19 protein-coding genes are annotated in these 21,459 nt (G+C 42.8%); 10 read left to right on the plus strand and 9 right to left on the minus strand.

The features are described from left to right. Positions 1 to 79: 79 nt before the first annotated feature. Both ACZ5O6_RS11990 and coaBC read right to left on the minus strand, forming a co-directional pair. The gene (locus ACZ5O6_RS11990) at positions 80 to 2,611 is read right to left on the minus strand and encodes a phosphomannomutase/phosphoglucomutase (protein ID WP_447092424.1); all 2,532 of its coding nucleotides are present in this window, start codon (positions 2,609 to 2,611) and stop codon (positions 80 to 82) included. A gap of 5 nt (positions 2,612 to 2,616) precedes the next feature. Continuing rightward, entirely contained in the window at positions 2,617 to 3,843 is a 1,227-nt protein-coding gene (gene coaBC / locus ACZ5O6_RS11995; RefSeq protein ID WP_447092425.1) for a bifunctional phosphopantothenoylcysteine decarboxylase/phosphopantothenate--cysteine ligase CoaBC, read from the minus strand. Positions 3,844 to 4,030: 187 nt separating this feature from the next. On the opposite strand from coaBC, the gene radC reads away from it, so the two are divergent. From radC to rpmG, 3 genes are all read left to right on the plus strand, one after another. Then, complete coding sequence (gene radC, locus ACZ5O6_RS12000; protein ID WP_447092426.1) at positions 4,031 to 4,705, plus strand: RadC family protein; 675 nt, start codon at positions 4,031 to 4,033, stop codon at positions 4,703 to 4,705. 378 nt (positions 4,706 to 5,083) lie between these two features. After that, positions 5,084 to 5,320 carry a 50S ribosomal protein L28 gene (gene rpmB / locus ACZ5O6_RS12005; RefSeq protein ID WP_447092427.1) on the plus strand — a complete coding sequence of 79 codons (237 nt, stop codon included), beginning with the start codon at positions 5,084 to 5,086 and terminating at the stop codon, positions 5,318 to 5,320. A 35-nt stretch (positions 5,321 to 5,355) separates the two neighbouring features. Next, positions 5,356 to 5,511: a 50S ribosomal protein L33 gene (rpmG, locus tag ACZ5O6_RS12010; protein WP_009669105.1), complete on the plus strand. Its 156-nt coding sequence runs from the start codon at positions 5,356 to 5,358 to the stop codon at positions 5,509 to 5,511. A 96-nt stretch (positions 5,512 to 5,607) separates the two neighbouring features. On the opposite strand, the gene ACZ5O6_RS12015 is transcribed toward rpmG, so the two are convergent. After that, entirely contained in the window at positions 5,608 to 6,309 is a 702-nt protein-coding gene (locus ACZ5O6_RS12015; protein ID WP_447092428.1) for a lipoprotein intramolecular transacylase Lit, read from the minus strand. Between the two features lie 119 nt (positions 6,310 to 6,428). Here ACZ5O6_RS12015 and mutM point away from each other — a divergent pair, with 119 nt between their 5' ends. Continuing rightward, positions 6,429 to 7,247 carry a bifunctional DNA-formamidopyrimidine glycosylase/DNA-(apurinic or apyrimidinic site) lyase gene (gene mutM, locus ACZ5O6_RS12020; RefSeq protein WP_447092429.1) on the plus strand — a complete coding sequence of 273 codons (819 nt, stop codon included), beginning with the start codon at positions 6,429 to 6,431 and terminating at the stop codon, positions 7,245 to 7,247. 153 nt (positions 7,248 to 7,400) lie between these two features. Continuing rightward, the gene (locus ACZ5O6_RS12025) at positions 7,401 to 7,784 is read left to right on the plus strand and encodes a RidA family protein (RefSeq protein WP_447092430.1); all 384 of its coding nucleotides are present in this window, start codon (positions 7,401 to 7,403) and stop codon (positions 7,782 to 7,784) included. 42 nt (positions 7,785 to 7,826) lie between these two features. Here the strand turns inward: ACZ5O6_RS12025 and ACZ5O6_RS12030 are convergent, their stop codons facing one another. Then, positions 7,827 to 8,117, minus strand: coding sequence for a YciI family protein (locus ACZ5O6_RS12030; RefSeq protein ID WP_447092431.1), 291 nt, complete (start codon positions 8,115 to 8,117; stop codon positions 7,827 to 7,829). 21 nt (positions 8,118 to 8,138) lie between these two features. Then, on the minus strand, positions 8,139 to 9,014 hold the full coding sequence (locus ACZ5O6_RS12035) for an NAD-dependent epimerase/dehydratase family protein (RefSeq protein WP_447092432.1): 876 nt from the start codon (positions 9,012 to 9,014) through the stop codon (positions 8,139 to 8,141). 191 nt (positions 9,015 to 9,205) lie between these two features. Between ACZ5O6_RS12035 and ACZ5O6_RS12040 the strand changes: the two genes are divergently transcribed. From ACZ5O6_RS12040 to ACZ5O6_RS12060, 5 genes are all read left to right on the plus strand, one after another. Then, positions 9,206 to 10,132 carry a hydrogen peroxide-inducible genes activator gene (locus ACZ5O6_RS12040; protein ID WP_447092433.1) on the plus strand — a complete coding sequence of 309 codons (927 nt, stop codon included), beginning with the start codon at positions 9,206 to 9,208 and terminating at the stop codon, positions 10,130 to 10,132. A 31-nt stretch (positions 10,133 to 10,163) separates the two neighbouring features. Next, positions 10,164 to 12,332, plus strand: a complete 2,169-nt coding sequence (gene recG, locus ACZ5O6_RS12045; RefSeq protein ID WP_447092434.1) for an ATP-dependent DNA helicase RecG — start codon at positions 10,164 to 10,166, stop codon at positions 12,330 to 12,332. Positions 12,333 to 12,413: 81 nt separating this feature from the next. Beyond that, positions 12,414 to 13,832, plus strand: a complete 1,419-nt coding sequence (locus ACZ5O6_RS12050; RefSeq protein ID WP_447092435.1) for an HDOD domain-containing protein — start codon at positions 12,414 to 12,416, stop codon at positions 13,830 to 13,832. Positions 13,833 to 13,988: 156 nt separating this feature from the next. Beyond that, positions 13,989 to 14,597, plus strand: coding sequence for a chorismate--pyruvate lyase family protein (locus ACZ5O6_RS12055; RefSeq protein WP_447092436.1), 609 nt, complete (start codon positions 13,989 to 13,991; stop codon positions 14,595 to 14,597). A gap of 61 nt (positions 14,598 to 14,658) precedes the next feature. After that, on the plus strand, positions 14,659 to 15,000 hold the full coding sequence (locus ACZ5O6_RS12060) for a hypothetical protein (RefSeq protein WP_447092437.1): 342 nt from the start codon (positions 14,659 to 14,661) through the stop codon (positions 14,998 to 15,000). A 74-nt stretch (positions 15,001 to 15,074) separates the two neighbouring features. Here ACZ5O6_RS12060 and ACZ5O6_RS12065 read toward each other — a convergent pair whose 3' ends face one another. From ACZ5O6_RS12065 to uvrD, 4 genes are all read right to left on the minus strand, one after another. Then, a complete protein-coding gene (locus tag ACZ5O6_RS12065; protein ID WP_447092438.1) occupies positions 15,075 to 16,073 on the minus strand; it encodes a hypothetical protein in 999 nt (332 codons plus the stop codon). Between the two features lie 318 nt (positions 16,074 to 16,391). Next, positions 16,392 to 16,808 carry a hypothetical protein gene (locus tag ACZ5O6_RS12070; protein ID WP_464283518.1) on the minus strand — a complete coding sequence of 139 codons (417 nt, stop codon included), beginning with the start codon at positions 16,806 to 16,808 and terminating at the stop codon, positions 16,392 to 16,394. After that, entirely contained in the window at positions 16,795 to 18,900 is a 2,106-nt protein-coding gene (locus ACZ5O6_RS12075) for a putative bifunctional diguanylate cyclase/phosphodiesterase (protein WP_447092440.1), read from the minus strand. Before ACZ5O6_RS12075 ends, ACZ5O6_RS12070 begins: the two co-directional genes overlap by 14 nt. 227 nt (positions 18,901 to 19,127) lie before the next feature. After that, positions 19,128 to 21,338 carry a DNA helicase II gene (gene uvrD / locus ACZ5O6_RS12080; RefSeq protein ID WP_447092441.1) on the minus strand — a complete coding sequence of 737 codons (2,211 nt, stop codon included), beginning with the start codon at positions 21,336 to 21,338 and terminating at the stop codon, positions 19,128 to 19,130. Positions 21,339 to 21,459 lie beyond the last annotated feature (121 nt).

Genomic DNA, 21,459 nt, shown 5'->3' on the forward strand with positions numbered 1-21,459 from the left:
ATAATTAATAGGGTTTGTTTCATCAAATTATTTGGGTGCGTTCTCGAAATAATAAAAAAGGCGCAACAAGTCGTACTTTCTAAAAATCCGTACATAGATTGTCATCGACACTGCTCAATGCTTGAGAAAACTGTTGCTTAATGGCATCAAGCGACTCTTGGTTTTCTGCCTCAAAGCGTAATGTTAGTGCAGGCGCAGTGTTTGAAGCACGCACAAGGCCCCAGCCATCGGCAAAATCAACACGCAAACCATCAATGGTAATTTTTTGTCCATTAGAAAATGTTGCCGTACTAATGAGCTTTTCTATCACCTCAAATTTTTTATCTTCTGCAACAGGAATTTTAATTTCAGGGGTCGATAATCGTGTGGGTAACTCAGCAAGTAATTCGTCCGCTGTTTTACCCGTTAGCGTCATAATTTCTAATAAACGAGCAGCGGCATATAAGCCATCATCAAAACCATACCAACGTTCTTTGAAGAAAATATGCCCAGAGAACTCTCCGCCTAATAATGCCCCCGTTTCTTTCATCTTTGCTTTAATATGCGAATGGCCCGTTTTCCACATCACTGGGCGACCACCGTGCTCACTAATTGTTTGAGCTAATAGCTGTGTACATTTGATATCAAAAACAACATCACAGCCGGGATTACGCGCAACAATATCTTGAGCAAAAAGCATCATCAACTGATCAGGCCACATAATATTTCCTGAACCTGTAATCGCGACAATACGATCACCATCACCATCCAATGCAAAACCAATGTCGGCTTGCTTTTCTTTTACTCCTTCAATTAATGATTGAAGATTTTTTTCAACGGAAGGATCCGGATCATGATTAGGAAAAGCACCATCAAATTCGCCAAACAAACTATGCGTCTGACATTGCAAAGCATTAAATAGACGGGGAGCAAGTTCACTAGATGCACCATTTGCAGTATCCACCACCACACGCCAGCCATCAATAACAGCAACGTCCCCCACGATCTTATCAATATATTTTTGTGATAAATCGATCGTTATCGACTGTCCTTTTTCAGCTGTATTCTTTTGTGCTTCACCAGACGTAATATGGTTCTTTAGGCGTTGAATATCTTCATCCACCAATGTTCGGCCTTTGATCACCATTTTGCAGCCATTATACTCTTTCGGATTATGGCTGGCCGTAATAATAATGCCACTACTTGTAGCATCGCATTCTTGCGCTGTAAAATTCATCAGCGGGGTAGGCACAACACCGATAGGTAAAGTATGGCAACCCGTCGAATGAATACCTTCAATTAAGCAGACGGAAAACTCTTGGGAATGCATTCGTGCATCCCAACCAACAACAACGGTAGTATCCCCTGCCTGTAATACTTCTGTTGCATAAGCTTGACCAATAGCATATACAAGATCTAATGATAGCTCTTCGTAGGCTATTCCCCGTATATCATAAGCACGAAAAATGCTGCTTGGAACGATAACACCTGAGGCTTCTGAAACATTTTCTGTAACGGCATGCTCTGCTGTAAGTGTTGTGTGATCGACTGCCACATCAATATTTTTGATGCTTTTACTAGATAACGGCTTAGTACTTACGTCTGAGTTTTTATTTTTTGCAGCACGCTGCAATTCTTCAGCTACTTTACTTGAGCCATAAGAACGTAAAAGAGGTATGCCGCCTATGCATATAACAAGCAAAAAGCTAATCGTTGTAATAATCCATACTCTTAATGGAATCAATTTTTGACTGCGCCGTAATTCCTTTGATGGCTTATATGTGATTTGCCAATAGCTTTGAGGAATATCTACTGTAACAGTATCTAAGTTATTACTCGCTTGGCCAATATTGAAAAAACTTAGTGGTGCTCTCTGATCAACCTTTTGTTGCAACATTATGTGTCCAAATAATGTATTGACCATGCCCCAAGATTTATAAAGTCCATCAATGGTTAATACCGTATATAGAATACCCTGTGTATTATTGATGCTATTATCTATCGCCGTTACATGATGCAATTGCCATTGATGAGTCCCAGGCACTTTTGCCACTTCGGTATAAACAACTTGACCATCGTTGAGGCGATTCACCATATCTAAAAATAAAAAACTCACACCGTATTCGACTAGCGTGCTTGCGATTTCTTCTCTACCAAATCGCAATGATGACGTCATTGTTTCAATTTCTTGATGAGAAAATATTTTAAAGTCTATAGCTTCAGGCAGGAGGCCTTGCCATTCGGGTGTCTTTTCATTCAACCATTGTTGTGATGTTTGAGCATCTGTTTCAGGTAATTCAGTTACACCGGCAACCCCTGTTGATATTTGAGCACTCAAACTATTATCGGCGGTAGAAATATTCTGCGAGGGCAATAGTAGAGACTCAGGAACAGAGTCTGAGAATTCAGATAATGTGTTATTCAATCGGGTTAAATAGGCTTGTGTTTTTTGGCTGTATTCTTCTACGTTGCGCTCAACAATCTGCGAAAATCGTTGTTCACTTTCGGGGTGAGCGATCCACAACCACGACAAATAATAAGCAATACCCGCACTTAAACATGCGACTAAAAATACCACTATCGCTTGCTGCCAAATAGGGCGCTGTGAGCTAATGTTTTTTATAGGCTTCATGGGTATTACCCTTTATTACAAATGCCTTTCGCTTCAGCAATATGCGTCATAATTTCTGTAGCTAACTGACGTTTGCTGGCTTCAAGTGTTTGCGTATTATTATTTTTTGTAATGATAGTAATGGCATTATTATCGCTGTTAAACCCGATTTTTGAATCAGAAACATCATTAGCGATAATCATATCGAGATTTTTGCGCTGTAGTTTATTACTAGCGTACTCCAATACATTTTGTGTCTCTGCAGCAAAACCAACAACAAATGGCCGATTTTCGGCGCCCCCAATATCGGCAATACTCGCCACAATGTCAGGATTTTTAACCATATGAATAGTCATGGTTTCTTCCGCGCTGGTTTTTTTCATTTTTTGCTCTGCAACCGTTGCGGGACGAAAATCCGCCACTGCGGCTGAAGCAATAAAAATATCACAAGCGCCTAACGTTGCTTGACTCGCGTTAAACATCTCTTCAGCAGAAATAACGTCGATGCGCTTTACGTGATCTGGGCAGGGTAGATTGGTAGGGCCGCTAATCAGTGTGACATTCGCACCCGCATCTACCGCTGCTTGCGCCAATGCATAACCCATTTTTCCGGAACTGTGGTTACTAATGTAACGTACCGGATCAATGGCTTCACGAGTAGGGCCCGCGGTAATTACCACCGATTGACCTGCCAAACAGCCACTCTCAAAGTGGCTGGCAATTTCTTGAGCTAACACCGACGGCTCCGACATCCGCCCCATTCCCACATCCCCACAGGCTTGACCACCGGATGCTGGACCTATTTGATGGACACCACGAGCTTGCAACTGCGCAAGATTGTCTTGTGTTGCTTGGTGGTGCCACATCGCTTCATTCATGGCGGGGGCGACAATCAACTCACAGCGTCGTGCTAAGCAAGCCGTTGTCAGCAGATCATTGCCGTTGCCTTGAGCGATACGCGCAATCACGTCCGCACTAGCAGGAGCAATCACCACCACATCAGCCCAACGAGCCAACTCAATATGCCCCATAGCCGCTTCAGCGGCTGGATCTAACAAATCGACATGGACTGGGTTACCAGACAACGCTTGCAGCGTTAACGGCGTAATAAACTCTTGTGCGGCACGCGTCATAACAACACGAACATCAGCGCCCAAATCTTGTAGACGACGAATTAATTCCGCACTTTTATAAGCGGCAATACCACCTGATACACCGAGTAATACCCGCCGGTTTGTCAATGTTGCTGCCATAGCTTGCCTTATCTCATTGCCCATCACTGTATTAGCCTGCTACGATAACATTTTGTTAGCAGCGCCGACACTATTTCATGGCATATTTTGCTATTGATTAGGCTCAATCATCAGGTATTTAGATGATTACTCGGTAAGCAGTCGCTATCAAAAGACAACAAACAATAATCACTTCAAGGATGAAATTATGGCAATTAACGATTGGCCTGTGGCCGAACGCCCTCGCGAAAAACTACTCACAAGTGGCGCCTCGACACTATCAGATGCCGAACTCTTGGCTATATTTTTACGAACGGGCTGCGCTGGCTTATCCGCCGTTGACCTCGCTCGTCGCTTACTCAATGATTTTGGTGACTTACGTGCCATTCTCAGCGCAGATCATCGGACTTTCTGCCAAGGTAAAGGCTTGGGTGACGCGAGTTATGCACAACTACAAGCGGTGCTAGAAATGGCGAAACGCCATCTGGCAGAAAGCCTGACGACTGGAGATATTTTCAGCCAGTCAGAAAAGGTAAAAGATTACCTATCCTCACAGCTTCGCCATCGACAGCAAGAAGTTTTCGCAGGGCTTTTTTTAGATAGCCGACACCAGTTACTAAGATATCAAGAAATGTTTTTTGGCACAGTCAATGCCGCGAGCGTCTACCCCAGAGAAGTGGTGAAATTAGCACTTGATTGCAATGCCGTTGCCGTTATTTTTGCCCATAACCATCCGTCAGGTGTTGCAGAGCCTAGCCAATCAGACCGTCATATCACTCAACAATTGATTGATAGCTTACAGCTAATTGATGTTAGCGTACTTGACCACATAGTTGTCGGCGATGGACAGCTATGTTCTTTTGCTGAACGAGGTTGGCTATAGCGGGTATATTCAGTTACAACAACAAAGAGTGTCACAATGACCGAAAACCAACCATATCTCGGTATATACGCAAAAAATCTGGCTGTTTTTTAACTATTTATTGCTATTGCCCAGACATTTTGGTATAAAACGCGGCTCTTTTTGAGGGTAGTCTCTAACTAGGCGAGAATATACTGTTTTTTACAGTATTGGTGCAGGTTATCTTAATCGATAACAATAAGCAGCGGCATTGCCTTAAGTTACGATTTATGACGACTCTAAAAACTGGAAAGACTACGACTTTCACCCATTTTACTGTGCGGCGTATCGGCTTTAGCAAACTCTACGACGCGACAATGGTTTATTTAAAACGATTAGCTCATTAATAGAGGCAATATCATGTCTAAAGTATGTCAAGTTACTGGCAAACGCCCTGTAACGGGAAACAATGTTTCTCACGCAAAAAACCACACTAAACGTCGTTTTTTGCCTAATCTACACTCTCACCGTTTTTGGGTAGAGTCTGAAAAACGTTTTGTTAAGCTACGTGTATCCACTAAAGGCATGCGTATCATTGATAAAAAAGGTATCGAATCGGTACTAGAAGATCTTCGCTCTCGCGGCGAAAAAGTGTAATTAACCGAAAACGAGCCTAAAAAGAGGATAACACCATGCGTGATAAAATTCGTTTGAACTCAAGTGCAGGCACTGGCCATTTTTATACTACGGATAAAAATAAGCGCAACATGCCTGAGAAAATGGAAATCAAAAAGTACGATCCTGTTGCTCGCAAGCACGTGATCTACAAAGAAGCAAAAATCAAATAATTTTTTGCTGACTCGCCACACAAAAAACCCGACTTGTTCGGGTTTTTTTATGCCTGCTTACTCTTGATTTATCAAGCTAATCTAGAGTTTAAAAATCTATAACAAGCGCCGATAAAACATCAACACAACACTCCACAATAAAAAAGTACCCGACAATAACACTAGCATAATCGGCAAGAAAATCACCGGCGCTTGCATCAGTGTCGACATCAACGAATCTTGATAATAAAAAAACCATGGGTGTTCTTTTGGAAAAATCAGCGTATGTAGCCAATAAAAAATATTTTTAACACCAAAAATCATACTCGCGGTAACTAACAGCAATAATAAAAAACCTGCATACTGCCAATGCTTATATAAGGGTGCTATAACACTATTTTTTTGGCGTAAGAAAAATGAAGAAGCCATAAAAACAATCGCAACCCCTTTCATCACTATGGTTAAAACAGCAATAAGTGAGGCCACATCCTGCAAGTGTAGTATTTCATTATTGGTTAACAACGGTGTCGTAGTGTTATCGGGCAAGCGGTACTCAATAGATGATAAACCATTACCCTCTTGATGAATCGCCACAACAATTTCTGCAAATAATCGCTCACGTTCATCATCATCTGTTAACGTAAAATTATGACGACCAAAACGATTTTGTGGCGCGTACTCTTCGATGGTTTGATCAATGTTCAGCAGCTGATACCACTGCGCATACAAAAAGGAATGCTGAGCTAAAACAAGCCATACAAATAATAGTGATAGTAACCAGAGCGAGACACTCCATATCCCTTGAACTGTTTTATTCATTATTTGATCGACTATCATTGCTGTCTAGAATCCATAAACCCTGTGAGTATAGCGTTGATTCAATGCTATCATAAGAAACACATTGCACATGCACTCATAGAACAGAAAAAGATATTCCGATGCCAGAACTACCCGAAGTTGAAACAACCCGACGAGGCATTGCCCCGCATATAGAAGGCAAGCGTGTGAGCCACATCGTGATACGACACCACCAATTACGTTGGCCTGTCGATCCGCAATTACCCACCTACTTAGCCAAAAAAACCTTACGCGCTGTACACCGCCGAGGAAAATATTTATTGCTAGAGTTTGTGCAGGGGCACCTACTCATTCACCTGGGCATGTCGGGTAGTTTACGCATTGTGGATAGTAAAAAAGAGCCACCACAAAAGCACGACCATATTGATATTGTTTTTTCAGCGAATATTGCTTTGCGATTTCATGACCCCCGACGGTTCGGTTCCGTATTATGGACAACTGATGATCCCTTCCAACATAAACTCATTGCCAAACTAGGCCCCGAACCCCTATCAGATGACTTTACCAGCGAGTATCTTTTTCAGCGCAGCCGCAAGCGTAAAAAAGAGGTTAAAACCTTTATTATGGACAGCCACATCGTGGTGGGCGTGGGTAATATTTATGCCAATGAATCATTATTTACCGCCGGTATTCGCCCCACAAAAGCCGCGGAAAAACTCACACGAAAACAATGTGAACGATGGGTGACGGATATAAAAACGGTACTGCAACGATCCATCACCCAAGGGGGAACCACATTGCGCGATTTTGTCGGCGGCGATGGCAAACCGGGCTACTTTGCTCAGCAATTACATGTTTATGGTCGCGGTGGTGAGCCTTGTACCCAATGCACAAAACCTCTCAAGGAAATACGGCAGGCGCAACGGGCAACGGTGTATTGTACGCAATGCCAACAGTAAATAAGCTGTCACCAAAATAGGCCGTATAACGTGTGGTTATTGATAAGCGGTTTTCGCCACATCTATCGAATGATACACTGCTGCTACTTTGTTCAACGGCATCTGATGATGCTCGATCACTCATTCGTCTAACTGATTTATTTCGAGAAAATTATGACTAATAAAGCCATCATTAATACCGATAAAGCCCCTAAAGCCATCGGTACTTATTCGCAGGCCGTTAAAGCCAACAATACTGTTTACTTATCAGGGCAGATTCCATTAAACCCAGAAACAATGGAATTAATGGAGGGTGATTTTGCAGCACAAACCCATCAAGTCTTTAAAAACTTACAAGCGGTCTGCGAAGCGGCCGACGGATCACTGGCCGATATTGTTAAGCTCAATGTATTTTTGACTGACCTCAGCAACTTTGCCACCGTCAGTGAAATCATGGCTCAATATTTTACAGAACCTTATCCTGCACGTGCCGCCATCGGCGTTAAAGAGCTGCCCAAAGGCGCAGTGGTTGAAGCTGACGGTATTATGGTTATTTAAATCGTCACGTCATCAGCCATGTCGTTTAGCATGGCTGACACTTCATTCTTTCATAAACCGCTCAAACCCCTCTGCCATTTTAGTCGGCAAAAACTCAGTAATGTCATAATCTGCAATGCCGGCTTTTGCAAAGGGGTCTTCCGCTAAAATTTGCTCTATCACTTGTCGACTCTCAGCGTTGGCAATAATAACGCCGCCTGTTCTAGGTTCTTTTCTGCCCGATGCAATAAAGTGGCCTGAAGCATAATACTTTTCTAAGAACGCCACATGCTCTGGGATATGGGCATCGACAGCCGATAGCTCGACACGGTAACTGATAGATACAATAAACATTTTTCTTCCTTTATTACTCGATTAGATATTTGCCAACCAAGGCGCATAGCCCTCTTTAAAACTGGGATACGTCAATACATAACCACTATCCAGTAACTGCTGATTACGACAGCGCTTATTACTGCGACGGGTGCGAGCAGCTAATGGCGCGCATTCGGTAAAGTGATTCTCAGGCAAGCCCAGTGCACTGCGCATCCAGTCTTTGACTTCGTGTAATGGGGCGGGGTGGCTATCACTGGCGATCATTACCGGCGGTAATCGCTTCTCTGTGGATAGGTGAATAAGATGCGCAAGTACCCCTGCACAATCATCCGCGTGAATACGATTGGTGTAAATAGGTGGCTCGAAAGGCGATCCTTTGCCCGCGATCACCTGTTCGACGACATGGCCTCGGCCGCGACCATAGATACCCGAAAATCGTACGTGGCAATAGGGATAACCGCTGTCGGCAATTAAGCGCTCCGCTTCTAGCAAGCGTTGACCGCTATAACTGTCGGGCTCGGTAGGTGATTGCTCGTCGATCCAGCGACCATCTTGCTGGGCATAGACGCTGGTGCTTGATACAAAGAGCAGTAAGCGTGGCTTGCGGACACCCACAGCCACCTGCTTTTCAAGCGCATGTAGTATATTACTGACGGGAGCGACATAGCCTTGATGGTAACCCGCATCACTCATCTCGGTAGGAGTGAATGTCATTACTAACACATCAAACCCCTGAGACAACACTTGCTGTATTTCCTTGGCATCACAACAATCGGCTGTGGTGATCGTTGCCGTTGGGTGTTCGAGAGGGGAGCGTTTAACACCGACAAGTTCATGGTCTGTTAAATGAGCCGACAGACGATTAGCAATATCGCCAAAGCCTAGCAGGGCAATTTTTTCTTTTGGCACAGTCATGGGTACTCTTCTGATTAACCTTTATGATTAGCTGATAGGGCTCTTTGAAACAGATTCAATAAGTATTAATAAGCTCTAGCACTATGCATTCAAGATATTTTAAATTACTATTGGATAAAGGCGACTGTTAGTTTTTAACAATCGATAGCCGCCAACGTTCATTCGCAACCATTATTACATGAGCCAACCTTATGACACTGACCGAGTTGAAATATATTGTTACCTTGGCACAAGATCAGCACTTCGGGCAGGCCGCTGAGCGCTGTAATGTATCACAACCCACACTCAGTGTTGCCGTAAAAAAGCTAGAAGAAGAGCTAGGCGTAGCACTTTTTGAGCGCTCAAAAACCCGTGTGCAACCGACGCCGATGGGTGAGCAAATTGTGGCTCAAGCCCAAAATGTGTTAGAACAAGCGTCACGTATTAAAGATATTGCCACCTCTGGCAAAGATCAGCTCGGTAGCCCGTTAAAAGTAGGGGCTATTTTTACCATCGGGCCTTATTTGTTTCCACAGTTTATTCCTCAATTACAATCTATCGCGCCTAAGATGCCGCTGTTTGTTGAAGAAGGATTTACCGCAACGTTACGACAGCAATTACGTAAAGGGGATCTGGATGTCATCATTGTTGCGCTTCCATTTACCGAAGCGGATGTCGTCACACAAGCATTGTATGAAGAACCTTTTGTTGCACTGTTACCTGCAACACACCCACTAGCCGATAAACCCGCGCTATCTGCTACCGATCTTGCGGAAGAAAATGTTTTATTACTCGGTGAAGGGCATTGCTTTAGAGATCAGATACTAGAAGCCTTACCCGCGATAAAGACCCATGCAGCGGACGATAGCGGTAATATTCGTACCGCAACAGCCGGCAGTTCGCTGGAAACCATGCGGCACATGGTCGCTTCAGGTATCGGTATTACGATATTGCCTAAATCAGCCGCCATGAGTAATTACGCACCCGATACCTTAGTAATTCGCCCACTCACCGAAGTGAATGCAAGACGTACTGTGGGTTTAGCGTGGCGCGCTAGCTTCCCTCGCCACAAAGCAGTTGATGTGTTGCGAACAGCCATCCAGCAAGGACAAAAAGCGAACCGAACGGATAAGACATAATTTGTCATAACACTTTACTCGCCACCCTTATATGTCTAATTCAAGCCGTAAGCCTTTATCAGCACTCCATGTGCTATCACCGGTTACCGTACTTAAGGGGGTAGGGGCGCAGCTTGCTAAAAAATTAGAAAAGCTCAATATTTACACACTACAAGACCTCTTATTTCACTTGCCTCGTCAGTATGCTGACCGCACACGTGTGACACCGATTGGACAACTTCAACCTAACCAAAGTGTCGTAATAGAAGCAGATATTCGCAATACCACGATTGCCTTTGGCAAGCGGCGCAGTATGATCTGCCGCGTACAAGACCACACAGGCACCATCAGCTTACGCTTCTATCATTTCTCCAGTGCACAGCGAAATACCATGACCGAAGGCACGCGTATTCGCTGCTATGGTGAAACCCGTCGAGGTGCCTCTGGACTAGAGCTATACCATCCAGAGTATCAATTACTCTCAACCACTGCGGGTAGCAAGCCGCTAGAAGAAACGCTCACCCCCATTTATCCAATCACAGAAGGCATTACCCAAAGCCGTTTACGCTCGTTAATAAAGCAAGCGCTTACTCTCTCTAAAAGCCTTGAATTTATTAGCTTTATTGCTTTATTACCTGAAACCTTATTACTAAAACAAGACGCAAAACAAACACTATCAACCAGCACGCATAGCCTCTTTGAGCCACTCGCCTATTTACACTCGCCACCAAAAGAAGCCGACTTAGCTGAACTGTTAGAAGGGCAGCACCCTTATCAACAACTGTTGATTATGGAAGAACTCACCGCTTATCAACTCAATTTGCTGCAATTGCGCGAACAGCGCCAGCAGCAAGCCGCGACCCCATTGCCGGCCCATCTCGGACTTGAACAACAGTTTATTGATTCACTGCATTTTTCACTGACCAGTGCGCAACAACGGGTGATTGACGATATAGGTAAAGATATAGCCTGCTCTGTGCCCATGATGCGGCTGTTACAAGGTGATGTGGGCTCAGGAAAAACCGTTGTTGCTGCAATAGCAGCGTTACGTGCCGTCGCTAATGAGCAACAGGTCGCCATTATGGCGCCAACAGAAATACTCGCTGAACAACACCGTAATAATTTTGATGCGTGGTTTGCGCCTTTAGGTATATCCGTCGGCTGGCTCACCGGCAAACAGAAAGTCAAAGAGCGACGAGAACAATTAGCGCAACTGGCCAGTGGAGAAACACAACTCGTTGTGGGGACACATGCGTTGTTTCAAGCAGACGTGATGTTTCATCAGTTACGTTTGGTGATTATTGATGAACAACACCGCTTTGGCGTACATCAACGTTTAAGCCTGCGCGACAAAGGGCAAGACGATCAGCAAAGCGAGAACTCAAACAGCTATTCACCGGTGCCTCACCAGCTCATCATGACAGCCACCCCAATACCCCGCACCTTGGCTATGAGCGCATACGCCGACTTAGATTACTCGGTCATTGATGAACTACCCAAGGGTCGTATACCCGTAGAAACGGTGGTGATTAGCCAGCAACGACGTGCGGATATTATTACGCGTATTAATCATGCCTGCCAACAAGGTCGGCAAGCCTATTGGGTTTGCACACTGATCGAAAACTCTGATAGCCTCGAAGCGCAAGCCGCAGAAGAAGCTGCTGAACTACTCACCCAATCGCTGCCTGAACTCAGCATTGGCTTGGTACACGGACGTTTAAAACCCGCCGAAAAAGAGGCGGTGATGCAAGCATTTAAAGCCGGAGATATTGATTTACTCGTAGCAACCACCGTCATCGAAGTTGGGGTTGATGTACCTAATGCGAGTCTAATGATTATCGAAAACCCAGAACGCCTAGGCTTAGCCCAGCTACATCAGTTACGTGGTCGCGTAGGCCGCGGCAGCGAAGCCAGCCACTGTGTATTGCTATACGGTGAAAACGTTTCATTACAAGGCAAGGAGCGCCTGCAAGCCATGCGCAGTACACGCGATGGATTCAAAATAGCCGAGATCGATTTAACGCTGCGCGGCCCCGGTGAAGTATTGGGTACACGACAGACTGGCGATATTGATTTTGCACTAGCCGACCTGCGTCGCGATCTCTATTTAATGCCGCAAGTGAATGCCTATGCGCATGCCATCATCAACGACCACCCACAACATATCAGCGCCCTGAGCGCACGCTGGCTAGGTAAAAATGCCCAATATGCTCAAGCTTAACTAAATCACCCTATTTGCTAGCAGCGCGTCAATCTTCAACTACACTTAGGGGAGAATGATATTGACCCCCGAGGAATCAACGTGACTGTCCCTGCTAGCATCGAACAACTCTTAAAAAAACATAATGTCTCCTATTCATTAGCGACATTATCTGCTGCACCCATTGTGAAAAACGGTAGCGATGTGCAGTCCATTACACCGCAGCACTATGCGCAAAGTGCTAATGCACATTTATTGCAGAGCAGCCACGGTGAAAAGCTATTGGCCATCACCCCCAAACAAACCATTTTAGATTTAAGCGCTGTAGAAAGTGCCTTAGGTGAAACCTACAAGCCGATTGTAGGTGACAAGTTAAAAACGTTTATTCACAGTCTTGGGCTAGATACCATGGTAGCGATGCCGAAGCTCGGCAACCTACCCACCATCGTTGATTCTCGCTTATTAAAAACCGACACCCTACTACTCAGTGTTGGCGTGGATAATGAACATATTGAAGTCGATGGAGAGTCATTTAAAAAGTTGCTCGAATCGACCATTATTGAACGTATTTCTATACCCCTTGATCAACTGAATCGTGCTACCCCTAAAAACCTTGATGAAAAAGCGATTAGCCAAAGTGTCGAGACGTTTACCGAACGCCGCATCAAACAACGTTTAGACGAAACCTTAGAATTACCGCCTTTACCTGCTACCGCAAAGGCCATTATTAAACTACGTGTTGACCCCAATGCCGATGTGAGTGACCTGTGTGAAGTTATTGAAATGGACCCCTCACTCGCCGCCCAAGTGGTTAGCTGGGCATCTTCACCGTACTACTCTGCACCAGGCACCATCAAATCTATCCACGATGCTATCGTAAGAGTACTAGGCTTCGAAATGGTGCTGAGTTTAGCGCTGGGCTTAGCCTTAGGCTCAACACTAAAATTACCTAATCGACGCCCCGAGGGTTGTTTATCCTACTGGCAACAAGCCGTATATGTCTCCACCTGCACAGAGGCAATTATTAGTTGTATGCCTCGAGAACAGCGCCCAAGCTACGGTTGCTCATATTTGTCAGGGCTATTACACAATTTTGGTTACTTAGTGATTGCCGAAGTCTTTAGCCAGCAATTTGATGACATTTGTGACGAAATAGACACAAACACCCATACAAACCCCCAATCGGTTGAGAAACACATGTTAGGGGTTAGTCGAGACCAACTGGCAGGATGGCTGATGGAAATGTGGCATATGCCAGAAGAAGTATGCGCCGCTATTAGACATCAAAGTGATCCTACTTACAGTGAAGAGCATAGCGAATATGCGAAGCTAATCTATCTGACCCGTAAACTACTCAATGAAAAAGGCGTACGCACAGGTGTGTCGGGTGAGCCTATTCCTGACGAGTTATTTGCTGAATTTAAGTTAGATAGAGCAGAGGCGGCAGATGCGATTGATATTATGTTGGAATCAACCGAAATGCTGGAAGCCATGACCCAACAGATGAACCCGGATACTTAGGGCGACGACGCCCTTTGCCAATAAATGCCCGTAACTAATGCCTTTAGTTAATATAAGTATCGAGAATTCGTCGCTGAATAGTCATTCTAGTCTTTACCTTTCTTTATCGCACAATCTACAATAGCAGCCTCTATTACAACTATAGGTTGCCTTCCTTTGCCCGTTTTTGACTCCTCTTGCTTGCCCGTCCATTCAGCAGCAGAAAAAAAGGCATTTTGTAACCATAAAGAGCCCGCCTGGAAACCGATTACCCATCAGCGACACACCATTCCCACAGACTACCTGCATTGGGTAGAAGACAGCGGCTCTCTGACTAAAAAACTCGTCAACAAAGCTAACGGGCACTTCTCTGTTTCGGTGTTAAGGCAATCCATTCGGTCTATTCCCTTATCCGAAAAAAGTTTATTGCAGAACCCCCTCCAACAGTGGGCTCTTGTCAGAGAAGTGGTACTTTATGGAAACAATATTCCATGGGTATATGCACGCACAGCGATCCCTATAGGTACACTAAAAGGCCCGCTAAGACGATTGCATTATTTAGGTAATCGTCCACTAGGCGAGCAATTATTTACCGACCCCACCATGCAACGTGGGCACTTAGAAGCCGCTAAAATATATCCACATCATATACCTGATACGATAGCGAAGAGCGACAACGCTTTACCAGAAACGACTTGGGGGCGGCGATCTGTTTTTTATTTGTCTTCCCAACCATTACTCGTCAGCGAAATTTTTTTACCGGCGCTTGTAAACGCAAGCCCTTAATACGCTAACTTAACGCCGGTTAACACTCACACAATAACGACGGATGTTTGAAAATAAGACTATGAAATTATCAACACGTGCTTCGCTACTTTCACTTTTTGTTTTTCCTGGCACAGGGCATATTGTGCTAAAAAGATACCTATCTGGATGGACATTTATTAGCATTGCCGCTGCTGCAGCGCTTGTTATTTTTATCAGCATGATGAAGCGTGCGTATATTCTTTCCGAACAATTGGCAACCGGAGAAATTCCCTTTAACATTAAACACATTGTCGAGACTATTACCGCAACACCACCGGGTGTTGAGGGCAACATGCTTAATATTGCAGTCAATATAGTCGTTATTGTCTGGGTGGCAAGCACGGTAGATGCTTACCGTATAGGGAAAAAGATGGATTCATAATAAGAGTTAAGTACGCTTAACATCCATTTTTCAATCGCTGACAATACGAAACTTCATCATCTTTTTGTAATAAATCAATCATATAGCCGACCATAAGGAAGCTTACGAGGTTTGCCTGTAAACGATTGTTTTTCCTTTGGTACTGTAACCTCAACTGTCTCACCTTCAATAATTTTAAACCCTGAATCTCCTGATTCAAAAGGGCGTATTGTCGTATGTTCTTTATCCATAATATTTACACCCGAAAAAACGACTGCATCACCCAGCAATGGCAGATAACCAATATAACTTTCATCTTGAAAAAGCTCATAACCAAAAGTTTGAAACTTTTTCCGCATATAGGGATGGTGGCCTTGTACGGTTATTTTCTTCTCTTCATCACGAATATACGGTGATGATATATCGCTCAACATCACCTCAATCGCTTTCTTTAAATTCTGTGAAATATTTTCTCTTAGCAACTCTCCACTATTAGACTCCCAACTATTGTCACCAACAAGGGGCTTGCCTTGTCCTAACGAAGCTATATATCGACTATTCCACAATAATTTTTGAGATGACTCTTCTTTTAACGAAACTTGCAATAAGACATAAGGCTTTACCTCATCATCAGCGTGATAGGTAAAAACCAATGCTGGTTGTATATCTAGCGTTGTATCAGATTCAGAGTCAATATCAGTAAAGACACCAGAAAATTGTGGCAACGATGTTAGTTCTTGGGTAATTTCTTTAGCTTCTTTAGTTAACGTTATTGTTAATAGCTCACGACTTTTTTCGACTTTAGTTTTACCCTTAGATGACTCGATCGAACTCTGAATGGCAACACCAAGAACACCAAAAAGTATACCAAATGAAGCATTGGATTGATGACCAGAAATTAACGATTGACTATTAGGCACCCGGTATACACCTATAGGTAAATCAGTCCAACCTGACAGCTCATCTTCAATATAATTGATTTTTACTTTATCTAACTGGGGCGGTGGAGGTAAGGTTCTTGATGATGAACATCCTATAATATGAATAATAACGGTGGATACGATAATGGTTTTCACTAATGAAGAAAAATTCATATTTATTCTCTAAAATAATATTTATTAAAAATCTAAAAGATAGGTATATTTTTTAATTGTATAAGCTACCGTTATGTCGAAAACCGTCAAAAAAGGGTGTTATCTTATATAAGAAGTGAGCTTTAATTACTAAATAATATAATACAATATTATACCCAAGCAGATTACATTTAAATAGAGAGACTCGACATATAAAAATCTCTATCAGCTATCCCAACAGCAAAGCATACGGTAATTTGGTATACGCTATTTTTGACATAAAATTATATGAGTTTAGTTATTTTGGGTGATATTTATAAAAAGTATAGGAAATAATTATTATAAAAACTGTAAAGTCATGTATACAAGTTTGGGGGTTTCTGAGCTCGCTAAAAAAAAGTAGGATTCTGTGAGTGAAAGTCGTGAATATTTCACTTCATAAGTAAATACAACGTAACTAATAAGCCCTTCGCTAATTTGATTTCGACGTACCGTGCGAGTGGATATGTGCTTAGCCAATAAAAATTGGCCCGCACCGCCAATAACGGTTTTTAGGGTAATGGCGACATCCTCAAAAGGGACTATTTTGAATTCGTCTTTATCATAATTTTTAAATTCTTTATAAAATGAGCCTCTTTTTCTAGCTTCATAAACATTATCCATAACACCATAAGCTTTTTCTTCATCAAGGTTAACACCGCAAGATACTAAACCGGGCACTATTATCAATAATAAAAGCCGATTAATCCATGTCACGGTGACGACCTGCTGCATTTTTTGATGCGGTATTATGATCAATAACAATACCTTTTTCAGCAATAGACTTTTCTTCCCACCTTTCTAAAAAATCAACCATATCTGATACCGGTAATGGCCTAGCAAAGAAATAACCTTGTGCGTATTCACAGCCAATTTTTCGCAACAGATCCACTTGCCCTTCCTCTTCAACGCCTTCAGCAAGTACGGACAGGCCTAAACTATCGCTGAGCATCATAATGCTTTTTACAAAGGCAATATCGAAATCTGTTTCTAGTATTTCGTTAATAAACATTCTATCTATTTTTATTTTTGACAAAAGGTGGCTAAATTTTTTGATGTAACCTAATGATGAGTAGCCCATACCAAAATCATCAATGCTGAAATGAATACCTTTTTGACGAAGCTTATTAATACCCTCAAGCACGATAGGGTCGTCATTAAGAATCAGTCGTTCTGTTACTTCTAATTCTATCCAGTCAAGACATTGTGATGTAATAATTTGGTTGTTAGACATCCACGTCGAGAAATCATTATGATAAAAATTACTCGGACTAAAATTAATAGAAAGAATAAAAGGTTGATTTAGCCGGGCACGCCATAACGAAACTTGTTCTATAGATTTTTCAAAAACCCAACGATCAATTTCAAAAACAATGCCCATTTTTTCGGCGATAGCAATAAAAATATCAGGCCTTACCCAACCAATATCTTCATCATGCCAACGTATTAGCGCTTCAAAACCAATTACTGATTGTGTTTGAATATTAACCAAGGGTTGATAGTTAATACTAAACACTTTATTTTCTATCGCATTATGTAATTTGCTTTTAATTTTATTTTCTAACTCTTGTTCTTCACGAGCAGAATCATCGAAACAATAAAACGTATTTTTCCCCGATAACTTTGCTTTACATAAAGCATTATCAGCATAGTTTAAAATAGTTTTAGGGTCATGCGATTGGTGATCCGGATAAACCGTTACACCTATACTACAGCCCAATTTTACATGAATATCTTGCGTACTAATTTTTTCATCGAAGCTGTCAATAATTGCTTCACTTGCATCGATGTAAGATTTGTTTTCTTCGGTGTAAAAACAAATGACAAATTCATCGCCACCTAATCGAGAGATATAGGCGCCAAAAAGGCGGGACACTTCTTGTAAACGTACCGCACAAGCATTAAGAACACGATCACCAATACTATGGCCCATACTGTCATTAACTTGCTTAAAGCCATCGAGATCTACAAATAAAATGGCTAAAGCGCCTTTATCAGAATGATATTCAGATAGTTCTTTGTAGAGATAATCATAGAGGTGGCGCCTATTAGGTAGGCCGGTTAATAAATCATAATTAGCTTGATAAGCCATTTGCTCTTCATATTCTTTTTTTGTATGTAACAGTTCAACCGCTGATTTTCTACCTTCATTTATTACATCAACAAGATCTGTTATTTCATCATTTTTGGGTGTTCTTTGAAGGGTAACAGGAAAAAATTCTTCTGCGTCATAGAAAGAAAATAACTTGGCCATTCGACTAATCGCTGTAATGTGATTAATAATTTCTCGATTAACAATCACATAGAAAACCAATGACATCAACGCAATAATGAATAGTACGATAAAAACTGTCGATCGATGTTTAATATAAGCCTGAGCCTTAAACTCTTCAACATCATAACCGACCGTTAAAGTACCAAGTTTTTGCTCATAGAGAGTAATATTGCGAACTATTTTGTCCGGTGTTGATTGCAAACCAGCATAAAAATGATTATCTAACCCATCCAACCCACGCTCTGCTTCGATACGTGCTCCTTTGACATAAGGCAACTCGACCACACTTTGCAGTGTCGATTGAATCGCGCTTTCATTAACATCCCAAAGACTTTGTCCTATTTGCTGGTCGATAGTATCTATGATTTGTGATGTTTTACGAACGAGTTCTTTCTCTGCCTGGCTTGATTCAATCAAAATTAACGAGGCAACGCCAATCGAGGCAAAAAATAATGAAACCATCACGACATAAAAAGACAGGCGCAACCCAATATTACTGCGCGTCGGCTTTTTTATAGGTGAAGAATCAGGCATGAACAACTCATCAGCGATCTACGATTTATGGTTAGCTGCCATCGGGCGATTCAAAAACCATAAAATAGGGTTAGTAATGTAGCTGCGTTGCTGCCTATCATTCAACATAAATAAGCAGTAAACACAGAGACTCTCTATAAACTATAGCTGATAAGTACCGCTTGGCAAGGCTAGACAGTGCGCGGGTTAACGCGTATTTTTTATGGGCAAAAATGTTTAAAAAGGCGTCACAACGCTTGTAGATTGGCATACTGTAAAACGAGCCATTTACTCCCCTGATTAGCAAAATTAACTTGTACACGCATATTATTTTCTTGTCCTTCGAAATGCGTGATGACGCCATCGCCAAACATATTGTGGTGTACTTTTTGACCAAGGTAATAACCTGAATCTTCACCTTTATCCTGTAATACTGGCGCAGTGGCTGGTTTTTTATAACCTAAAGGTCGTTGAATTTGTGTTTTTAAGCGTACTTCATTGATACACTGGCTGGGAATTTCTTTAACAAAACGTGACACGCGGTTAATATTTTCTGTGCCGTGCATACGGCGTGTTTCTGCATAGCTAATCGTCAATTTAACCATGGCTCGTGTAATACCAACGTAGCATAAACGGCGTTCTTCTTCTAAACGCTCAGGATCATCTGCAGACATCCGGTGTGGAAACAGATTCTCTTCAACACCGGCCATAAACACACGAGAAAATTCGAGCCCTTTAGCGGAGTGAAGCGTCATTAACTGTACCGCGTCATCAAACTCATCTGCTTGGCCATCACCCGCATCGAGAGATGCGCTATCTAGGAATTGAACCAACAGCGGTACATCTTCTGTGATGTCTTGATCGGTTTGTGTCGAAACATCATCAGGGTTAAACGCACGGCACGCATTGACCAGCTCATCTAAGTTCTCAGCACGTGCTTGACCCTTCTCGCCTTTTTCATTTTTATGAAAATCATAAAGCCCTGACTGATTAACGACTTGCTGGGCTTGCTCATCGAGGCTCTGCTCTTTTGTCTGTAATTGTAGTTGGCGAATCAGTTGTAAAAACGTGTTTACCGCGCCCGATGCGCGAGCGGTCAGTATTTTTTCATCGACCATGCGCTGCGCCGCAGCCCATAAAGAACAGCCTTCTTGGCGGGCAAACAGCCGCACTTGTTCAACCGTTTTACCACCAATACCTCTTGTGGGGGTATTGATCACTCGCTCAAAGGCCGTGTCATCATGGTTATTAACGAGTAGACGCAGATAGGCGAGGGCATTTTTTATTTCTAAACGATCATAGAAACGCTGACCGCCATAAATACGGTAGGCAATATGCTCTCGTAATAGGCCTTCTTCTAGCACCCGTGATTGCGCGTTAGAGCGATAGAGAATGGCAATGCTATCGTAGCGATTACCCGCCCGTACCCACTGCTCTATAGACTCCACAATAAAACGGGCTTCATCATGCTCATTAAAAGCCGCATAAAGGCTAATAGGTTCGCCATCGCCAGCATCGGTGCGTAATTCTTTGCCCAAACGGCCAAGGTTATTTTGAATAACACCATTAGCTGCTTCTAAAATTAAGCCCGTAGAGCGATAATTTTGTTCAAGTCGGACAGTTTGCGATTGCGCAAAATCATCTGTGAAACGCTGTATATTTTCTATCTTTGCACCACGCCACCCATAAATAGACTGATCATCGTCACCTACCGCTGTTACACAGCCTGTATTACCTGTCAGCACTCTAAGCCATGCGTATTGTATGGTGTTGGTATCTTGAAACTCATCAACAAGAATAAACGGGAAACGCTGTTGATAATGCTGCAATATGTCAGGGTTATTGAGTAATAGCTCGTGCGCACGTAACAGTAGCTCACCAAAATCTACTAGGCCACCGCTACGACAAATCTCTTCGTAGGCAGTGTAAATTTGCAGCATAGTCATTTCATAAGGATCACCTCCGGCTTGTATATACTGCGGACGTTGTCCTTCATCTTTCTGAGCATTGATGTAGGACTGCGCTTGGCGAGGCGGCCATTTCGTATCATCTAATTGCAAGGTTTGGCAGACGCGCTTGACTAAGCGCAGTTGATCATCGCTATCAAGAATTTGGAAATTTTGCGGTAAATCAAGCAACTTCCAATGCGCTTTTAACAATCGATGAGCAATACCATGAAACGTACCCACCCACATTGAGCGGCTATTACCCACCAACCGACCATCCAGCAACTCTTCTAAACGACCACGCATTTCACGGGCAGCCTTATTAGTAAACGTAACCGACATGATGGAATGGGGCGATACATTCTCGACCTGAATCAGCCAAGCAATTCTATGTACGAGCACACGCGTTTTACCGCTGCCCGCACCGGCTAAAATGAGTTGATTGCCAGCAGGAGCCGATACGGCTTCACGTTGTGCATCGTTTAACTGGTCTAAGAGATAAGAGACATCCATACTAAGCCTGAGGGTCAAATTTACGAGAATCAATGGAATAAAATTAAAAAGTTATTCTACCAATACTGTAAATTTATTCAGCCTTTTTATTATTCATAAACCCATGAAAATATAGTGAGCA

The sequence above is a fragment of the Eionea flava genome (genome assembly GCF_055393785.1).

What these genes read in the sequence shown, in the direction of transcription:
- ACZ5O6_RS11990 (WP_447092424.1), bottom strand. Translation starts at nt 2,611, where the DNA reads ATGAAGCCTATAAAAAACATTAGCTCACAGCGCCCTATTTGGCAGCAA.
- coaBC (WP_447092425.1), bottom strand. Translation starts at nt 3,843, where the DNA reads ATGGCAGCAACATTGACAAACCGGCGGGTATTACTCGGTGTATCAGGT.
- radC (WP_447092426.1), top strand. Translation starts at nt 4,031, where the DNA reads ATGGCAATTAACGATTGGCCTGTGGCCGAACGCCCTCGCGAAAAACTA.
- rpmB (WP_447092427.1), top strand. Translation starts at nt 5,084, where the DNA reads ATGTCTAAAGTATGTCAAGTTACTGGCAAACGCCCTGTAACGGGAAAC.
- rpmG (WP_009669105.1), top strand. Translation starts at nt 5,356, where the DNA reads ATGCGTGATAAAATTCGTTTGAACTCAAGTGCAGGCACTGGCCATTTT.
- ACZ5O6_RS12015 (WP_447092428.1), bottom strand. Translation starts at nt 6,309, where the DNA reads ATGAATAAAACAGTTCAAGGGATATGGAGTGTCTCGCTCTGGTTACTA.
- mutM (WP_447092429.1), top strand. Translation starts at nt 6,429, where the DNA reads ATGCCAGAACTACCCGAAGTTGAAACAACCCGACGAGGCATTGCCCCG.
- ACZ5O6_RS12025 (WP_447092430.1), top strand. Translation starts at nt 7,401, where the DNA reads ATGACTAATAAAGCCATCATTAATACCGATAAAGCCCCTAAAGCCATC.
- ACZ5O6_RS12030 (WP_447092431.1), bottom strand. Translation starts at nt 8,117, where the DNA reads ATGTTTATTGTATCTATCAGTTACCGTGTCGAGCTATCGGCTGTCGAT.
- ACZ5O6_RS12035 (WP_447092432.1), bottom strand. Translation starts at nt 9,014, where the DNA reads ATGACTGTGCCAAAAGAAAAAATTGCCCTGCTAGGCTTTGGCGATATT.
- ACZ5O6_RS12040 (WP_447092433.1), top strand. Translation starts at nt 9,206, where the DNA reads ATGACACTGACCGAGTTGAAATATATTGTTACCTTGGCACAAGATCAG.
- recG (WP_447092434.1), top strand. Translation starts at nt 10,164, where the DNA reads ATGTCTAATTCAAGCCGTAAGCCTTTATCAGCACTCCATGTGCTATCA.
- ACZ5O6_RS12060 (WP_447092437.1), top strand. Translation starts at nt 14,659, where the DNA reads ATGAAATTATCAACACGTGCTTCGCTACTTTCACTTTTTGTTTTTCCT.
- ACZ5O6_RS12065 (WP_447092438.1), bottom strand. Translation starts at nt 16,073, where the DNA reads ATGAATTTTTCTTCATTAGTGAAAACCATTATCGTATCCACCGTTATT.
- ACZ5O6_RS12075 (WP_447092440.1), bottom strand. Translation starts at nt 18,900, where the DNA reads ATGCCTGATTCTTCACCTATAAAAAAGCCGACGCGCAGTAATATTGGG.
- uvrD (WP_447092441.1), bottom strand. Translation starts at nt 21,338, where the DNA reads ATGGATGTCTCTTATCTCTTAGACCAGTTAAACGATGCACAACGTGAA.